Below are 16,409 nucleotides of genomic sequence, written 5' to 3' on the forward strand. Positions count from 1 at the left end.
TTGGAGGTCGAGAGAGAGGCTCCCGGCCGCCCGTCGCGGAGAAATCACCATGGCCAAAGCTGCCAGGAAGAAGCCCGTCGCCCCGATGATCGTCTTTTCACGGGCGCGCGACATTCCGTTCAACCGGATCAGGCTGTCGGACAGCAATGTTCGCGAGACTGACGTCGAGGCGGGTCTGGACGAACTTACCCATGACATCGACCGGCGCGAGGATCTCGTGCAGGGCCTCAACGTTCGCGCCATCCTCGACGAGGACGGCAACGAGACCGGCGATTTCGAGACACCGGCCGGCGGCCGCCGCTACAGGTCCATCGCGCGCCTCGTCGAGGCCGGTCGCTTCCCGGCCGACGGCCTCGTCCCCTGCATCGTCAAGAAGGCCGATGCCAAGACCTCGGCCGTCGACGACTCGCTGGCCGAGAACCTGCTGCGCCTCGCCCTGCATCCACTCGACCAGTTCAAGGCGTTCAAGCGGATGTTCGACATGGGCATGTCAAAGGAGGAGATCGCCGACGCCTGGCGGACCACGCCGCGCTACATCATGCAGCGCCTTCGCCTCGCCACCGTCGCGCCGGCGCTGCACGACGCCTATGCGCGCAACGAGATGACGCTGGCGATGCTGGAAGCCTTCACCGTCAATCCCGACCACGAGCGCCAGCAGCAGGTCTGGGAGCGGATCAGCACGTCGTGGCAGAAAGAGCCCTGGCACATCCGCAGCCTGCTGACCGAGACCACGGTTCCGGCTGCCGACAAGCGCGCCCGCTTCATCGGCATCGACGCCTATGAGGCGGCGGGCGGCCCGGTGCTGCGCGATCTCTTCTCCGACGAGAACGGCGGTTGGTTGCAGGACGTCACGCTGCTCGACCGCCTGGTTGACGAGAAGCTGCGCGCCGTCGCCGACGAGACCGCCGGTCAGGGCTGGAAGTGGATCGACGCGGCGGTCGAGCTTCCCTACGGCTACTCCAACGGCCTGCGCAGGCTGGTCGGTGTGACCCAGGAGCTGACCGACGAGGAGCGCACCGCCCGCGAGGCGCTGCGCGACGAGTATGACGAACTCGAAGCGCAGTATGCAGAAGCCGACGACCTGCCCGATGAGATCGACCAGCGGCTCGGGGAGATCGAAGCCGAGTTGGAAGGCTTCGAGAACCGGCCCGTCACCTTCGCGCCGGAAGACATCGCCCGTGCCGGTGTTTTCGTCAGCATCGACCGCGATGGCGAGTTGATCGTCAGTCCCGGTTATGTCCGCCCCGAGGACGAGCAGCCCGAGACCGTCGATGGTGAGGATGCGGGCGAAGGTGCCGACCCGTCCGATCCTGATACCGTGCAGCGCGCGGCTATCACCGTCGGCGGCGAGCCGGTCCCGGACGGCGATGAAGAGGAGGACGATGCCGTCAAGCCGCTGCCCGAGCGGCTGGTGACCGACCTGACCGCCTGGCGGACGCTGGCGTTGCGCAATGCGCTTGCCGAGAATCCGCGCGTCGCCATGACGGCGCTGCTGCACAAGCTGGTTCTCGATACTTTCGAGCGCACCGCCACCTCGGGAACCAGCCTCTATGCCGCCGTGCGTCACATCTATCTTCCCACGGATGCGACCGGGCTCGCTGACAGCGCCGCCGCGAAGATGATCGACGAGCGCGCGGACGCCTGGCGGGGCGACATCCCCGCTGGCGATGACGACCGGCTCTGGGACTGGATCGACGGTCTCGACGATGCCAGCCGCCTGGCGCTGCTCGCCCATTGCGTCAGTTTCGGGGTCAACGCGCTTTACGAGCGGCCCAACCCCTATTCGGGGAATGGCATCTCGCAGCACGGTCTCGACCGCCGCATGGCCGAGGCCGAACGGCTGGCACAGGCCACCGGCCTCGATCTCGTCGAAGCGGGCTGGAGGCCCACGGTCGAGAACTACCTGGGTCGCGTGACCAAGACCCGCATCATCGAGGCGGTGCGCGAGGGCGCCGGCGATCGCGCGGCCGATCTCATCGCGCATCTCAAGAAGGGCGATATGGCGAAGGAGGCCGAACGGCTCCTGGCCGATACCGGCTGGCTGCCGGAGCCGCTGCGCCCCGCCATCGAGGCGCAGGCCGTGGATGGCGCGACCGATCAGGACGAGGACAGCGTGGCGCTGCCCGACTTCCTCGCCGGTGGCCATGAGGACACGGCCGAGGCCGCCGACGATCCGGAGGCCCTCGTCGCCGCCGAGTGACGCGCAGCAGCGGGGCGGCCTCCGCCGCCCCGCATTCCATCCCTTCCATCTGAAGGCCCGGCATCTCGCCGGGCCGCTTTCGTTTCAGGAGCAAGATCATGTCCGCTTCCCTCATTTTCGACATTGCGCCTCTCGGCTCGCTCGTGGCCTATAGCGACGGCCAGCCGAAACCGCCCGCACGTTTCACCAAGAAGCTCGCCGCGTGGAAATCCCGCAACGGGGCCGGTCGCCTCGTGCGCAAGGAACCGGGCCGCGAGCGCCCGACCTACACGACGCCGCCGTCCTTCACCCTGCATGAGGGTGATTTCGGCGAAGGCGGCATCATCCTCATCACCATCATGCGCAGCTACGGCATCGACAGCGATCTGAGCTTCCGGGTTGTCGAACGCCCGAAGATCGGTCAGGTCCGTGTTGTGCAGGATGTCGGAGAGAACGTCGAATTGCTGCACCTCGCGGAGAACCACGAGGCGGCCGAACTCTGGCTAGCCAGGAACGGCTACAGCCGCGCGCGCCTCGAGGAGATCACCGCCGACGAGGCAGGCGCCGATGCCGTCGAGGGTCGAGCTGCCGCGTGACCATCGCCGATCCCGTTCATCCGGCCCGCTTGTCCCGTGACGGCGGGCCTTCTTCGTTTCAGGAGAACACAATGGCCATTCCCGATCCCGTTCGAACGAACTTCGACACTCTGCTTCGTGCTGCCGATGACGGCAATCTCGCCCTTATGGAATGCCTCGACGCCGCGACCCGTGAGACACGCTATGTCCTGTGCGCGGTCGGCCGCGACGGGGGTGATTACGTCTTCACGCCGTTCGGCCATCTCGCAAGCGGCAACCCCTATGACGCCTATCTGCCGCCGGATCCCGACGATCCTGCCGGCTTTGTCGAGAAGGCCGAAGATGGGGGCGCATCATGATGACGGTCGATGAAATCTTCGCCGATGACCGCCGCAATCCGCCATCGGAGCGCTCGCTTCCCTGGGAGGAAACCCGCAACGGCGTCACCGTCATCGTGGAACCGAAACCGCATTGGGCCGAGGACATGCGCGCCTTCCGGCTCGATGCCCGCGAATACTGCCGCTATGCCGACTGGACGGCCCATGGCGCCCGGACGCGCTTTTTCGGTCATATCGACACCTCCGGCGACGATGTGATGATGAAGGCCCGCGCCATGATCGCCCGCGAAATCGCCGATGGGTTCTGGGACTGACCGGCCCTGAAAGCCGAACCTTGCACACGGGGCTATCGGGTATCGCTGCACAAGCAGCGATGGATCGAGTTCGAGCTTCACCATTGCGCCAACTCCTTGGTGTTGTGGGGGCAACGGGTTCCGTCCCCGGCCTGAAACACACCCTGAATATCCGCCGGCAACGAGGCTGGCGCAGCAAAGCATCTGCGACGGGTTTCCGGCACCGGCTCGACGCAAAGCACCATCCCCCGCTTCCATTCGCTAACCTTGGGCCGACCGTCTCTTTGCATTCAACCCCGGTGGGGTCGGCTTACGCGCGCGTGCCGCCCTCGGGGATTCGGAAAGAATCCGAACGCCCGAGGGTGATTGCAGATCCGGTCAGACACTTCGGGCGCCTGTCGCGCGGGGGATGGTCCCCCGCCTCCAAAGACAGGAGCCGGAACCCATGTCCTACGCAGATGCCACCGCTTTCGCCGCCAGCCTCGCCACCACGCTGATGGTCGTGATCGTCGTGTTCCAGGCCGGGGACGGCACCCACGGCGCCATGCCCGCCGACGAGTTCGACGGCGACGAAGAGATGGTGAAGCTCGAACTCGATCCCTTCGGCTGAGGCGCGAAAGCGCCTCCGCCCGACGGCCCGGCCCGCGTCAGGCGCAGCCGGGCCTTGTGCCATGCGCAGGCTGCGCATCGCCAGCGGCGGTGCCGAGGCCTCGCCTCGGCTCTGGAAAGGGAGAGTTGGGCCGGGATCGGGGCGAGCCTGGCGGAAGGAGAGGAGAGCGCCGCCGGGCCATATCATCCCGCTCTCCTGGAGGATCATCCAATGACCGATACCGACAAACCAGCCACGCCGGAATTCGACATGGCCGCCAGCGTCGCGCGCTTCTTCGCCGAGCGCGATGAGCGCAACCGTCGCGCTGAAGCGGTCCGTCCCGACAACAAGACGGCGCTGTTCGATGCGCTGGCCGCCGCAGGCATCACTCTCGTGACCGTCACCTTCGACGGTTCTGGCGACAGCGGCCAGATCGAGGACATCACCGCGCAATCGGACGACCGGACCGTGGACCTGCCGCAGGGCGAGATCACCATTGCCACGGTGGCATGGGGAACCGACAAGGTGACCGCAATCTCAATGGGCGTTGAGGCGGCCATCGAACAGCTCGCCTATGACTTCCTCTCGGAAACCCATGGCGGCTGGGAGAACAATGATGGCGCCTATGGCGAGTTCAGCTTCGATGTGGCGGCGCGCACCATCACGCTCGACTACAACGAGCGCTACACCGCCACCGAATTCTACAGTCACGAGTTCTGAGGGGGCGGAAATGGCACATCCCTATCATCATGCGCTCTCGTCGGTGAAGAAATGGGGCGGCACGGTCGAGGATTACTTGCCCATCCATAGCTGGTTCGATGCCAGCAAGGAGATCCTGGCCGATTTTCGTCATCGCGTGCTTCGCCACCATGCCGAGGGCATCTTCATGGCCGAGACCATTTTCGGGGCGACGATCACCCTGTCCACCGGCAGGGTGATCCCGGCCCGATGGGTCGGGGAGCAGCATGTCCGCGAGGATCTGGGCCGTATCCCGTCCTTCGCCGATTGGGCGCGGGCAATCCACCCGGCGCCTTGGATGGGGCGGACGCAGCGGATCGAGGCGGAGGTCGATCCGCATTGCGTCAATGGCCGACTTCAGGAAGAAGTCTGAGCAGTCGCGTCAGCCTCCCCCTTATGAAAGCCTCTTGCCATGCTCAGCCATATCGTCATCTCCGTCCTGCTCTGCACGGCTTCCTGCGAACCGGCGGAAATCCGCGTCTGGGACGGTGACTCGATCCGGCTGGGTATGGGACAGCAGTCCGAAGCTGTTCGGATATTCAACATCGACGCTCCCGAAATGGAGGGCCGCTGCATCCATGAAACCGACCTTGCCCGGCAAGCGAAGATCAGGCTGGCGGAAATCCTGCAAGGTCGGCGGGTCGAAATCCTGCGTCAGGGGACCGACCGCTATGGCCGGACCCTGGCGGCGATACGCGTCGAAGGCCGCGATGTCGGCGATATTCTCGTCGATGAAGGGCTGGCGAGAACCTGGGCCGGGCGGCGTGAGCCCTGGTGCTGATCGCCGGATCGTCCCGCCGAGGTGCGGGACGATCCACCGTCGGGACGGGAGAGTAAGAGTGCGGGCCGGTTGGCCGTGACGGATTGTGAGGCGGGAGAGGGGCTTCCGCCGTCCGTCGCGGAGCATTCCCCATGAGCCTTTCCCACCACACCACTTTCGCCTCGATCGGCGAAATTGTCGCGCGACAGATCCTGCCCCGGCTGCGTCATGCCCAGAAGCTGCCGCTGCGCATCTCCTGCATCGGTATCGCCAGCGATGACGAAAGCGATGACGTCGGCGGCTTCGACCGCACGCTCGTCATCGGCCAGTGCCAATCCCCCGAAGAGGCGCTGATCATCGCCAGCCAGCGCGTTGCGCGCGGTGATTTCCGCGTTGGACAGGGCGATGCGCTGCGCTTTCGCCCCCGCGTCATGGTCATTCAGGACAACGAACTGGGCCTTGTCCTTGCCGGTGAGGTCCGGGCCGGGATCGTGCTCTGGCAGCATCCGGTCGCCTCCGACGCCGAGGCTCGCCGCACCGTCACGGAGGCCAGCCGTCTGCGGGGCATGGCCTTCACGGCATCCGGGCGCGGCGATGCGGTATCGGCTCGTGATCTCCGCCACCGCGCCAGCCTGCTCGAGGCGCGGCTGGTCGATCCCTTCTGGCGCGAGACGACTGCCGATCTGCTGCGGCTGCCACAAGCTGCCTGACCTGTCGCCCCTTTCCATCCACTAGGCCCGGCCCCGCGCCGGGCCTTCTCGTTTCAGGAGCCTGACATGGCCGACTACTTCATCCATTTCTCCTGCCTGCTCGACGTGGGCAGCCCCGAGAACGCCGCCCGCGCGCTTGATCTCTACAACGCGCTGGCGCGCGAAAACGCCGCCGAAGATCCGCCCTCGGACGGCTTCATGCTTTCGATCCAGCCCGAACATGGCGGCACCCAGCTCTGGATGCGCGATGACGGCACCGGCGATCCCGAGCATGTCATCCAGTTCGTCAAACGCTGTGCCGCCGCGTTCGGCCTGACCGGGCTATGGGGGATGCAATACGCCAATACCTGCTCACGTCCGAGAATCGACGGGTTCGGGGGCGGCGCGCATGTCCTCGACCTCGCCACCGGCGAGACGGTGGACTGGATCTACACCGACGGTTGGCTTTCCACCGTTCTGGACGGGGGCGACCCCAATGCCTGACGTCATCGAAACCAAGGTCTATCGGCTCGACGAGCTTTCCGAAGCCGCGAAAGACAATGCCCGCGCCTGGTATCGCGAGGGCGGCTTCGACTACGATTGGTACGATGCCGTCTATGAGGATTTCCGGCGGATCGCGGACATCCTCGGCATCGGCATCAAGAGCCGCACCGTCCGCCTCATGGGCGGCGGCGTGCGACAAGAGCCTTGCATCTGGTTTACGGGCTTCTGGTCGCAGGGCGATGGCGCCGCGTTCGAAGGCCACTATTCCTATCGCAAAGGCACGGCGGCGGAAATCCGTACCTATGCGCCGAAGGATGTGGAGCTGCACCGCATCGCGGATGCCCTGCACCAGGCGCAACGCCGCAACTTCTACCAGTTGACCGCCGAGGCGACCCATCGGGGGCGATACTATCACGAATACTGCATGGCGATCTCGGTCACCCGCGACAGCCCGACCTGGCAGGACATGACCGCCGATGCCGAGGAGACCGTCATGGAGGCATTGCGCGATCTCGCCCGTTGGCTTTATCGCCAGCTTGAGCGCGAATACGACTACCTGACTTCGGATGAGGCGGTCGATGAGGCCATCGTTGCCAACGAATACAGCTTCACAGTTGATGGAAAGCGCTTCGGCTGAAACCCTTCTGCGCTGCCTCACAGAACCGACAGCAGGTCCGTCCGTGAGAAGTCGTCGCCGACGAAGAGCAACGGGCAGCCGCGTTCGCTGGCGACCTCATAGGCGAAGCAATCCCCGTAGTTGAGTCCGGCGGGATGAACGCCCTTGCCCCAGCGGGCATAGGCTTCGGCGATCCTGCGTGCCGAGGCTTCAGTGACGGAGACCACCTCGAACCCAAGGCCCTCGACCAGGGCGGCGATCTCTTCACCGACATTGCGCCGCCCGGCGACGATCAGCGCCTCGGCCACTGTTCCGGCCGAGATCAGCAGGCCGTCTGCCGCCTCGATCGCCACCATGCAGGTCTCGGCCTGCGGCTCGTCCAGCACGATGGCCATCAGCGCCGAGGTATCGACGGCGATCATGCCGGCATCCCGTCATCCCCGTAGAGGAAATCCTGGCTGCGCGCGGCAGCCGCGCCGGGCAATGCCTTGCCCCGCGCCGTGGCCCGGACCCGCTCCATCAGCGCGCGCCGGCCTTTCGGGGTCGCCACCACGGCAACCGGCACGAGGCGGGCGACCTCGTGGCCCCGCCGCGTCAGGATCACCTCGTCGCCGGCTTCGGCCCGCTTCACCAGTTCGGTGAGCTGCCCCTTCGCCTCGGTGACAGAAACCCTCATCGCATATCACTCCAGATGTTCTCCGCTATTCTGCACAAGATGGTCCAGATAATGGTCCACTTCAAGCCCCCAGAGCGAAAGGAGGGCCGGGAACAGGTGCCCCCGGACGGGTTGAGAGAGGGTCGTCCGGCAGGTGCCCCTTTCCCTCTCGGAGACCGATCATGGCTTTGCCCGAACTTGCTTCCCAATCCGCAATCCGCGTCCCCGACGAGCGCCGCATGGACTTCCTGCCGCGCCTTTTTGGCCGGCGCCTGCTCATCATCGGCGAGCATACCGTCTTTCGCTTCATGGAGATACTCAGCCCCGGCGATTACGGCGGCGGGCTCTGGGATTTCTACGAACGCGCCGGCCAGCCGCTCTATCTCGCGCCGACCTCAAAGCCCCGTTGCCGCCTGTTCTGCGAAGGCAACGGCTTCGAGGGCGAGGTCTCAAGCGATGCCGCCGGGATCATCGCCACGCTCTTCGCCTTCTCGCATCTTTCCTTCCGCTACGATGACGACGAACTCGCCGAGGGCTATGGTCGCCTCTACGAGCATGCCGCCGATCACGCGGAGGCGGCGGCGATTTTCCAGGCCATCGACTGAAACCCACAAGCGCCCAGCCTGACGGTCGGGCGCTTGTTTCATGCCTGCTTTCGCCACGGCTTCAGAGCGAGAGATGGGCCGGAAGGGGTTTGAGCCGGTGCGGTCGAGAGAGAGCGCTGCCCGGCTTGATCCTGACTTGCTCTCCCGAGGAATCCCCGATGAACATGATTTCCGCATCCGCGGCGGCATCCGCCACCGCGCCGCTTCCGTTCGACCATGACGCTGAGACCGCGGCCTGCGTTTTCACCGCTGCCGGTCTGCTGCTGCCGCATCTGGAACGCGGTCAGCGTGTCGACGCCGCCACGCTGCGCGGCGCCATGGAGGCCGCCTTCGGCACGTCCGATGCCACCGGCGCTTGGGACTGGAAGACCGCCTATGATGCCTGCGAGGCGGCGACCGTCCTCTTCCTGCGCAAATACGGCAATGCACTTTTCCGCAAAGCCGGGTCTCCCACCACAATCCTGCCGCAGCTCGGCAGGATCGCCGCGCTTCTGCCGACGCATACGCGCCGGTCGGAGGAAGCGCAGACCTTTCAGCAGTTCTCCACCCCGATCCCGCTCGGCTTCGTGGCGGTGACGGCGGCGGCGATCACGCCCGCTGATCGGGTGCTGGAACCCTCGGCCGGCACCGGGCTCCTCGCTATCCTGGCCGAGATCACCGGCGGCGCGCTTCTCGTCAATGAACTGGCCGAGGCGCGCGCCGGCCTCTTGTCTTCCCTCTTTCCGGCCCTTTCCGTTACCCGCTTCGACGCGGCCCAGATCGATGACCATCTCGATCCCTGCCTTGTTCCGACCGTTGTGCTGATGAACCCGCCGTTCTCGGTCATGGCCCATGTCGAGGGCCGCATGGCCGATGCTGCCTTCCGCCATGTCGCTTCGGCGCTGGCGCGTCTTGCGCCCGGCGGACGGCTCGTGACCATCACCGGGGCGAGCTTCGCCCCCGATAATCCGGCGTGGACCGCCTCCTGGACCCGGCTGCAGGAACGCGGTCGCGTCACCTTTTCCGCCGCCATCGACGGCTCGGTCTATGCCAAGCAAGGCACCACTGTCCCGACCCGGCTCACGGTCATCGACAAGCTGCCGGCCGAAGATGCGGCGGTGTTTCCGGCAGCGCCTGGTGTCGCGCCGGACGTGGCCACGCTGATCGCCTGGCTAGCCGACCTGCTTCCCACGCGGCTGCCGGTCGATCCCGGCCTGACGGTGCCGGTCGCACGACCCACCGCGCCCCGCACCGTGCGCGGCTACGTCAACCGCGCCGCGCGATCCGCGCCCGCCGCGCCCCTTGCGGAACCGGAGGCCGTGCCGCTCGCCTATGAGACCGTGGATTGGGAACCGGCCGAGGGCGGCCGCCTCTCCGACGCGATCTACGAGGAATACGGGCTTCAGACCATCCGCATCGACGGGGCGCAGGCGCATCCTACCCAGCTCGTGCAGTCGGCCTCGATGGCGAGCATCGCGCCGCCGAAGCCGAGCTATCGTCCGGTGCTGCCCAAAGACATTCTCGGCAGGCTGTCCGAGGCGCAGTTGGAGACGGTGATCTATGCCGGCGAGGCCCATATGGGATTCCTCGCCGGGGGCTGGACGGTCGATGACACGCTCGACACCCTGTCGGCCGCGCCGGAAGACGCCGAGGGCGCCATCCGCTTCCGGCAGGGTTATATGATCGGCGACGGCACCGGCGTCGGAAAGGGGCGGGAATCCGCCGCCATCATCCTCGACAATTGGATGCAGGGGCGGCGCAAAGCCGTCTGGATCAGTAAATCCGACAAGCTGTTGGAAGACGCGCAGCGCGACTGGTCGGCCCTCGGTATGGAGCGGCTGCTGGTCACGCCGCTGTCGCGATTCCCCCAAGGCAAGCCGATCACCCTGAACGAAGGCATCCTGTTTCTAACCTATGCCACGCTGCGCTCCGACGACCGCGGGACAAGGCTTTCCAGGGTCAAACAGATCGTCGAATGGTTGGGTAAGGACTTCGATGGGGTCATCATTTTCGACGAGGCGCATGCCATGGCCAATGCAGCAGGAGGCAAGGGAGAACGCGGCGATGTCGCCGCCAGCCAGCAAGGCCGTGCCGGGCTGCGCATCCAGCACGCGCTGCCCGATGCCCGCGTTGTCTATGTCTCGGCCACCGGCGCCACCACCGTCCACAATCTCGCCTATGCGCAGCGGCTCGGTCTCTGGGGCGGCGAGGATTTCCCATTCTCGACCAGGGCGGAGTTCGTCGAGGCGATCGAGGCCGGCGGCGTCGCGGCGATGGAGGTGCTGGCGCGCGACCTGCGGGCGCTTGGCCTCTACACCGCCCGCTCGCTGTCCTTCAAAGGCGTGGAATACGAGTTGCTCGACCACGAACTGACCCCTGAACAGGTCCGCATCTACGACAGCTATGCCGATGCCTTCGCCATCATCCATAACAATCTCGATGCGGCGATGCAGGCCGCCAACATCACCGGCGGCGAGGGCGGGTCCGGCACGCTGAACCGGCAGGCCAAGTCCGCCGCCCGCTCGGCCTTTGAGAGCGCCAAGCAGAGGTTCTTCGGGCACCTGTTGACGTCGATGAAAACCCCGACGCTGATCCGGTCCATCACGGCCGATCTGGAAGCGGGACATTCTTCCGTCATCCAGATCGTCTCGACCGGCGAGGCGCTGATGGAACGGCGGCTGGCAGAGATCCCCACCGAGGAATGGGGCGATCTGAAAATGGACCTGTCGCCGCGCGAGTATGTCCTAGACTACCTCGCTCATTCCTTCCCGGTGCAGCTTTATGAGCCGTTCACGGATTCGGAGGGCAACCTGTCGTCGCGCCCGGTCTATCGTGATGGCCAGCCGGTCGAGAGCCGCGAGGCCGCGGCCCGGCGCGACGAGATGATCGCCAACCTCGCCAGCTTGCCGCCGGTTCCCGGCGCGCTCGACCAGATCATCCAGCATTTCGGCACCGACACGGTGGCGGAGGTCACGGGCCGCTCGCGTCGTATCGTCCGCAAGCGCGGCGGCGGCGTTACCATCGACCGGCTCGTCGTGGAAAGTCGCGCCGGTTCGGCCAACCTGGCCGAGACGCAAGCCTTCATGGACGATCAGAAGCGGGTGCTGGTGTTCTCCGATGCCGGCGGCACCGGGCGCAGCTATCACGCCGAACTGTCAGCGAAGAACACCCGGCTGCGCGTCCATTACCTGCTCGAAGCCGGCTGGAAGGCGGACGCCGCCATCCAGGGCCTTGGCCGGACGCATCGCACCAATCAGGCGCAGCCGCCGCTGTTCCGGCCGATCTCGACCAATGTGAAAGCCGAGAAGCGCTTCCTCAGCACGATTGCCCGCCGCCTCGACACTTTGGGCGCGATCACGCGCGGCCAGCGCCAGACCGGCGGCCAGGGCCTGTTCCGGCCCGAGGACAATCTGGAAAGTCCCTACGCCCGCGACGCGCTGCGCCAGCTCTATCTCCTGCTGGTGCGCGGCAAGGTCGAGGGATGTTCGCTCGAACGCTTCGAATCCGCCACCGGGTTGAAACTGATGGACGCGAACGGCATCAAGGACGAGCTGCCCGCCATCACGACTTTCTTGAACCGGCTGCTGGCGCTGACCGTCGAGCTTCAGGGCGTTCTCTTCAGCGCTTTCGAGCAGCTTCTGACCGCGCGGATCGAGGGCGCCATCGCGTCCGGCATCTATGACGCTGGGCTGGAGACGCTGCGCGCCGAGAGCTTCACCGTCACCGACCGTCAGGTGATCTACACCCATCCCCGCACCGGGGCCGAGACCAGCCTGCTGACGATCACCGAACGCAAGCGCAACCGGCCCGTCATGCTCGATGCCGCCCTAGCGGAACTCGACGATCCGCGCGCGAAGCTCCTGATCAACGGGCGCTCAGGCCGCGCGGCGGTGCAAATCCCCACCACCAGCGTCATGCTGGACGATGGCGAGATCGAGCGCCGCGTCAGGCTGATCCGGCCGATGGAAGCGCACAATATCCCCATCAGGATGATGGGCGAGACCCATTGGGTCGAGGCCGACCGGGACGCATTCGCTGCGGCCTGGAATGCGGAACTTGCGGAGGTGCCGGAGTTCGCAGACAGCACCCTGCATATGGTGACGGGCCTGCTGCTGCCGATCTGGAAGCGGCTGCCGAACGAGTCCACCCGCGTCTATCGGCTCCAGTCTGACGCGGGCGAGCGCATCATCGGCCGCAAGGTCTCGCCGGCCTGGGCCGCCAACGCCACCACGACCGGCATCGCGTCGATTACCCCGGACGACGCCTTCGCGGCGCTGATGGAAGGCCGCACGATCCTCGATCTCGCCGAGGAACTCCAGCTTCGTAGGGCCCGCGTCATGGGTGTGAGTCGTATCGAACTCTCCGGCTTCACTGATACGATACGCCAGCGTCTCACCGCCTACGGTCTCTTCCACGAGATCATCTCGTGGAAATTGCGCATGTTCGTGCCGGTCGATGCCAGCGGTCCCGCCGTGCTAGCCAAGCTCTTCGACCGCTGGCCGGTCGAACGCATCGGCGAGCGGGACGCAGCCTGATGCTGTGCCACGACGCATCCGAACTGGCGATCCGCCTTGGCCGCGAGGCCGAGGCGGTTTGCCGCCACTATCTCTCGTCCGGCCAACGCACTGGGCGATACTGGCTGGTCGGTGACGTGCAGAACACCCCAGGACGCTCCATGTTCGTGCGACTGACCGGCCCGGAATCCGGCAAGGGCGCGGCGGGCAAGTGGAGTGACATGGCGACGGGAGAGCATGGCGACCTTCTCGACGTCATCCGCGAGGCGCTCGGCCTCGCCGATTTCAAGGACGTGGCTGAGGAAGCGCGCCGCTTCCTCGCCCTCCCGCATCCCGAACCGGCAAAGACGAGAGCGCCGACCGACAGCACATCCGGCGCGGCACCCGGTTCGCCTGAAGCGTCGCGGCGGCTCTTCGCCATGGCGCAGCCGATCCACGGCACCCTTGCTGCGATCTACCTCAACCGGCGAGCGATCACCACGCTCGAAGGCACCACCGCGCTGCGCTACCATCCCCGGTGCTATTACAGGCCCAACGAGCATGCGCCCACCGAGATTAGGCCGGCGATGGTCGCCGCCGTCACCGATCTCACCGGCCACCAGACCGGCGCGCATCGCACATGGCTCGCCCCGGACGGTTCCGGCAAGGCGCCTGTCGAGACACCGCGGCGGGCGATGGGCGACCTTCTTGGGCACGCCGTCCGCTTCGGCAATGCCGGTGTGGTGCTCGCGGCTGGCGAGGGCATCGAGACCGTGCTGTCGCCCCGTCAGGTTCTGCCCAAGATGCCGATGCTGGCGGCGCTTTCCGCCGCTCACCTCGCCGCCATCCTGTTCCCGCCGACCCTGCGCCGACTCTATGTCTTGCGCGATCGCGACCCGGCCGGGGAAGGCGCAAGAGACCGCCTGGTCGCCCGAGCAGCGAGCCTCGGGATCGAGGCGATATCGCTCACGCCGCTCAGGGGCGATTTCAACGATGATCTGCGACGCCACGGTGCCGATGCCCTTCGGGCGGCCCTGAAGGATCAGCTTCATCCCGAAGACGTCCGCCGTTTCATGGCGGGGTAAGCGCATGATCGGTCCCGGTGGCGTGGTCCTGCTTCATCCCCTGCCGGGCTCAACCACTCGCCATCGGCAGCCGCATCCTTCGTCGGAGAGTCCCGCACCCACGGCCTTCGGAGAGGGCGATCGGCGCACAAACGGGCCGGGCTGGCAATGGCCGGGGGTGGACTATTTTCCGCCGGCGGGGAGCCACCCCACGCGACAGGTCGCGTGGGGACCCCGTCTCTGGCCCCGCCTTTGCATCGCGAAAGTCAAAATAGCCCACCCCGGCCATCGAGGCCCTCGCGGAGCGGGCGAGGGCTGCCAACCCGCCTCGCCCGTGCGCTTCGACGCCTGCGAAGGCCGCGATGGGCGCGGTCTCCAGACAAAGGACGCTCCCGATGACGATTGATCCCGAATATGCAGGGGCCGAGCCGGTCCACACCTCCTCCCAGACCGATCACGCCCTCACCGAACTCCAGCTCTACGGCTGGCGCCCGTTCCAGGACGAACCTGATCCGCGACGGCTCCCCGAGGGCAATACCGTCGCTGTAGCCGTCACAGACATCTTCGACGCCCTTGTGGCGACGCTCAGTGACACCCGTCTCGAACCCGATCTCGAAGAACTGCTCTGGGGCGCCGTCAATCTCTTCCACCGCGCCACCAGCCGGGTCGAACGCGATCTCGACGACAACGAGCAGGCGCAGCGCCGGATGCAGCGGGAACAGGACGGCAGCGAGGTGAAATCGGTCGAACTCGAACGCCTCACGGCAGAAGGGCAGACCCTGATCGAACGGCGCGCCAGCATGGAACTCTTCCGCGACCTTGCCGCCGAGGCCTTCGAGCACCACACGGGCAGCGCCTGGCGGCCGCGCAGCGGTTCGATGGTCAACCATCGTAACCTGACCGCCGCGATGATTGACAGCCGCGATTTCCTCGCCGCGAAGCGCCGGGCCGAGACCGAGGTGATGCTGCCCCCCGGCCCGAAGGTGGCCCTGACCGGCGGCGCCGACTTCAACGATCACCGCCTGATCTGGGCGAAGCTCGATCAGGTCCATGCCAAGCACCCCGACATGGTGTTGCTGCACGGCGGGTCGCCCAAGGGAGCCGAACTGATCGCTTCCCGTTGGGCAGATCACCGCAAGGTGCCCCAGGTCGCCTTCCGGCCCGACTGGACCAAGCACGCCAAGGCGGCGCCGTTCAAGCGAAACGATGCCATGCTGGACGTGCTGCCGGTCGGCGTCCTCGTCTTCCCCGGCACCGGGATTCAGGAGAATCTCGCCGACAAGGCCCGCAAGCTCGGCATCCCGGTCATGAAGTTCGACGGCGGCGCGTAAGCGCCGCCGCCTGGCGGCTTTCGGCCGCCGATACTTGACAAGATGCAAGGCCGCGCCTTTGATGGAACATCCTTGCAGAACCGGCGAAGCAGCATAGTCGCAGGCGGAGCGCATCTCCCGGCAGCCTGTCGTGATCCCCAACCGTTCTCTGGAGGTTTCCATGACGCTGATCCTGCTCGCCATCTCGCTCACCATCGCGGCCTGCGTGATCGCCTGGAATCTCGCGATCTATGCCTTGCCCGTCATGGCAGGCATCACGGCAGCGCAATATGCCTGGGGCGCGGGCGCCGGGGTCGTGATGTCCGGCCTCATGGCCATCGGCGCCGCCGTGCTCTCGATCGCGCTTGTGATCGTGACTCTTGGCTTCGCGAAGAACCCGGCCCTGCGGCTCATTGCGCTCGCTCTCTTCGCCGTGCCCGCCGTCATCGCCGGCTATGCCCTTGTCTATGGCATCACCAAGAACGCCATCGACTCGGGGCTGGTTCTCAACCTGTTCGGCGGCATGGGCGGTCTCGTCATCGGCATCTCGGCCATCGTCAATCTGAACGCCCTCGGCGAGTCGGTGTTCTCGCGCTGAAACGGCAGACGCGATCAGCCACTTCTGAGGAAGGCCGGCAGCTTGCGCCGCCGAGCCCCGGTCGTTTCGCCCAAGACGGAAAAGCAGTTCGTCGCAGCATGTCACCATCGCACCCGGTCTGCTTCTCGCGGCGCTTGAAATGGTCTGCGGTGCGAACCGTGGTCCCGTGCGGTCGATGCCCCGCTGCATCGGTCCACGTCGTTTCGTGGGGCCTTCGCGAACACCTTCCTTGTCCCTTCACGATGCTGAGGGACCGAGCCTTTGGCCGATGAAGCAGGGCGGCGCCATACCGGACCTGAGAACCCGATAGCCTGTCCGATCACATCGCGGATGACATGGCCTTCCGGCGGCGGACACGACGGTGACCGGCAAAGACGGTTGAAGGAGTGCCATGCCGGTGGTCTCGGTTCGCATGGGGGCCTGC

Annotated in this window: 18 protein-coding genes; 16 read left to right on the top strand and 2 right to left on the bottom strand. The window is 66.2% G+C overall.

Features of this window, described 5'->3' with window-relative positions; genetic code table 11:
• The first annotated feature begins 49 nt into the window (after positions 1-49).
• The 11 genes from ABWW28_RS22105 (at position 50) to ABWW28_RS22155 (ending at position 7,302) form a co-directional block, all read left to right on the top strand.
• On the top strand, positions 50-2,200 hold the full coding sequence (locus ABWW28_RS22105; RefSeq protein WP_058097004.1) for a ParB/RepB/Spo0J family partition protein: 2,151 nt from the start codon (positions 50-52) through the stop codon (positions 2,198-2,200).
• Positions 2,201-2,298: 98 nt separating this feature from the next.
• Positions 2,299-2,775, top strand: coding sequence for a UCP036055 family protein (locus ABWW28_RS22110; protein WP_012092595.1), 477 nt, complete (start codon positions 2,299-2,301; stop codon positions 2,773-2,775).
• A 71-nt stretch (positions 2,776-2,846) separates the two neighbouring features.
• Complete coding sequence (locus ABWW28_RS22115; protein ID WP_012092596.1) at positions 2,847-3,113, top strand: DUF6117 family protein; 267 nt, start codon at positions 2,847-2,849, stop codon at positions 3,111-3,113.
• Positions 3,110-3,406: a hypothetical protein gene (locus ABWW28_RS22120; protein WP_012092597.1), complete on the top strand. Its 297-nt coding sequence runs from the start codon at positions 3,110-3,112 to the stop codon at positions 3,404-3,406. Before ABWW28_RS22115 ends, ABWW28_RS22120 begins: the two co-directional genes overlap by 4 nt.
• 424 nt (positions 3,407-3,830) lie before the next feature.
• Entirely contained in the window at positions 3,831-3,995 is a 165-nt protein-coding gene (locus tag ABWW28_RS22125; protein ID WP_166507195.1) for a hypothetical protein, read from the top strand.
• Positions 3,996-4,205: 210 nt separating this feature from the next.
• A complete protein-coding gene (locus ABWW28_RS22130; protein WP_012092608.1) occupies positions 4,206-4,694 on the top strand; it encodes a DUF6878 family protein in 489 nt (162 codons plus the stop codon).
• 10 nt (positions 4,695-4,704) lie between these two features.
• On the top strand, positions 4,705-5,085 hold the full coding sequence (locus tag ABWW28_RS22135; protein WP_353392169.1) for a DUF6915 family protein: 381 nt from the start codon (positions 4,705-4,707) through the stop codon (positions 5,083-5,085).
• A gap of 39 nt (positions 5,086-5,124) precedes the next feature.
• Entirely contained in the window at positions 5,125-5,493 is a 369-nt protein-coding gene (locus ABWW28_RS22140; RefSeq protein ID WP_012092610.1) for a thermonuclease family protein, read from the top strand.
• A 131-nt stretch (positions 5,494-5,624) separates the two neighbouring features.
• Entirely contained in the window at positions 5,625-6,182 is a 558-nt protein-coding gene (locus tag ABWW28_RS22145) for a hypothetical protein (protein ID WP_039194755.1), read from the top strand.
• A 66-nt stretch (positions 6,183-6,248) separates the two neighbouring features.
• Entirely contained in the window at positions 6,249-6,665 is a 417-nt protein-coding gene (locus ABWW28_RS22150) for a hypothetical protein (protein WP_196108338.1), read from the top strand.
• Positions 6,658-7,302: a DUF8835 domain-containing pootine gene (locus ABWW28_RS22155; protein ID WP_196108339.1), complete on the top strand. Its 645-nt coding sequence runs from the start codon at positions 6,658-6,660 to the stop codon at positions 7,300-7,302. The genes ABWW28_RS22150 and ABWW28_RS22155 overlap by 8 nt, the downstream gene beginning before the upstream one ends.
• Before the next feature lie 17 nt (positions 7,303-7,319).
• On the opposite strand, the gene ABWW28_RS22160 is transcribed toward ABWW28_RS22155, so the two are convergent.
• Both ABWW28_RS22160 and ABWW28_RS22165 read right to left on the bottom strand, forming a co-directional pair.
• A complete protein-coding gene (locus ABWW28_RS22160) occupies positions 7,320-7,703 on the bottom strand; it encodes a type II toxin-antitoxin system VapC family toxin (protein WP_012092614.1) in 384 nt (127 codons plus the stop codon).
• Complete coding sequence (locus ABWW28_RS22165) at positions 7,700-7,957, bottom strand: type II toxin-antitoxin system Phd/YefM family antitoxin (protein WP_028034381.1); 258 nt, start codon at positions 7,955-7,957, stop codon at positions 7,700-7,702. Before ABWW28_RS22165 ends, ABWW28_RS22160 begins: the two co-directional genes overlap by 4 nt.
• 161 nt (positions 7,958-8,118) lie before the next feature.
• Here ABWW28_RS22165 and ABWW28_RS22170 point away from each other — a divergent pair, with 161 nt between their 5' ends.
• The 5 genes from ABWW28_RS22170 (at position 8,119) to ABWW28_RS22190 (ending at position 15,985) form a co-directional block, all read left to right on the top strand.
• Complete coding sequence (locus ABWW28_RS22170) at positions 8,119-8,541, top strand: antirestriction protein (protein WP_012092616.1); 423 nt, start codon at positions 8,119-8,121, stop codon at positions 8,539-8,541.
• A 158-nt stretch (positions 8,542-8,699) separates the two neighbouring features.
• A complete protein-coding gene (locus ABWW28_RS22175) occupies positions 8,700-13,055 on the top strand; it encodes a strawberry notch-like NTP hydrolase domain-containing protein (protein WP_353392173.1) in 4,356 nt (1,451 codons plus the stop codon).
• A complete protein-coding gene (locus tag ABWW28_RS22180; RefSeq protein WP_196108342.1) occupies positions 13,055-14,098 on the top strand; it encodes a DUF7146 domain-containing protein in 1,044 nt (347 codons plus the stop codon). Before ABWW28_RS22175 ends, ABWW28_RS22180 begins: the two co-directional genes overlap by 1 nt.
• Before the next feature lie 374 nt (positions 14,099-14,472).
• Positions 14,473-15,408 (top strand): DUF2493 domain-containing protein, encoded by a 936-nt coding sequence (locus tag ABWW28_RS22185; RefSeq protein WP_196108343.1) that lies wholly within the window; start codon positions 14,473-14,475, stop codon positions 15,406-15,408.
• Positions 15,409-15,568: 160 nt separating this feature from the next.
• On the top strand, positions 15,569-15,985 hold the full coding sequence (locus ABWW28_RS22190) for a hypothetical protein (RefSeq protein ID WP_353392175.1): 417 nt from the start codon (positions 15,569-15,571) through the stop codon (positions 15,983-15,985).
• The last annotated feature ends 424 nt before the right edge of the window (positions 15,986-16,409 follow it).

The organism is Brucella sp. NBRC 14130 (assembly GCF_040371715.1).
GTDB classification, from domain to species: domain Bacteria; phylum Pseudomonadota; class Alphaproteobacteria; order Rhizobiales; family Rhizobiaceae; genus Brucella; species Brucella intermedia.

Coding starts and splice junctions, on each gene's coding strand:
- ABWW28_RS22105 (WP_058097004.1), top strand. CDS start 50: ATGGCCAAAGCTGCCAGGAAGAAGCCCGTCGCCCCGATGATCGTCTTT.
- ABWW28_RS22110 (WP_012092595.1), top strand. CDS start 2,299: ATGTCCGCTTCCCTCATTTTCGACATTGCGCCTCTCGGCTCGCTCGTG.
- ABWW28_RS22115 (WP_012092596.1), top strand. CDS start 2,847: ATGGCCATTCCCGATCCCGTTCGAACGAACTTCGACACTCTGCTTCGT.
- ABWW28_RS22120 (WP_012092597.1), top strand. CDS start 3,110: ATGATGACGGTCGATGAAATCTTCGCCGATGACCGCCGCAATCCGCCA.
- ABWW28_RS22125 (WP_166507195.1), top strand. CDS start 3,831: ATGTCCTACGCAGATGCCACCGCTTTCGCCGCCAGCCTCGCCACCACG.
- ABWW28_RS22130 (WP_012092608.1), top strand. CDS start 4,206: ATGACCGATACCGACAAACCAGCCACGCCGGAATTCGACATGGCCGCC.
- ABWW28_RS22135 (WP_353392169.1), top strand. CDS start 4,705: ATGGCACATCCCTATCATCATGCGCTCTCGTCGGTGAAGAAATGGGGC.
- ABWW28_RS22140 (WP_012092610.1), top strand. CDS start 5,125: ATGCTCAGCCATATCGTCATCTCCGTCCTGCTCTGCACGGCTTCCTGC.
- ABWW28_RS22145 (WP_039194755.1), top strand. CDS start 5,625: ATGAGCCTTTCCCACCACACCACTTTCGCCTCGATCGGCGAAATTGTC.
- ABWW28_RS22150 (WP_196108338.1), top strand. CDS start 6,249: ATGGCCGACTACTTCATCCATTTCTCCTGCCTGCTCGACGTGGGCAGC.
- ABWW28_RS22155 (WP_196108339.1), top strand. CDS start 6,658: ATGCCTGACGTCATCGAAACCAAGGTCTATCGGCTCGACGAGCTTTCC.
- ABWW28_RS22160 (WP_012092614.1), bottom strand. CDS start 7,703: ATGATCGCCGTCGATACCTCGGCGCTGATGGCCATCGTGCTGGACGAG.
- ABWW28_RS22165 (WP_028034381.1), bottom strand. CDS start 7,957: ATGAGGGTTTCTGTCACCGAGGCGAAGGGGCAGCTCACCGAACTGGTG.
- ABWW28_RS22170 (WP_012092616.1), top strand. CDS start 8,119: ATGGCTTTGCCCGAACTTGCTTCCCAATCCGCAATCCGCGTCCCCGAC.
- ABWW28_RS22175 (WP_353392173.1), top strand. CDS start 8,700: ATGAACATGATTTCCGCATCCGCGGCGGCATCCGCCACCGCGCCGCTT.
- ABWW28_RS22180 (WP_196108342.1), top strand. CDS start 13,055: ATGCTGTGCCACGACGCATCCGAACTGGCGATCCGCCTTGGCCGCGAG.
- ABWW28_RS22185 (WP_196108343.1), top strand. CDS start 14,473: ATGACGATTGATCCCGAATATGCAGGGGCCGAGCCGGTCCACACCTCC.
- ABWW28_RS22190 (WP_353392175.1), top strand. CDS start 15,569: ATGACGCTGATCCTGCTCGCCATCTCGCTCACCATCGCGGCCTGCGTG.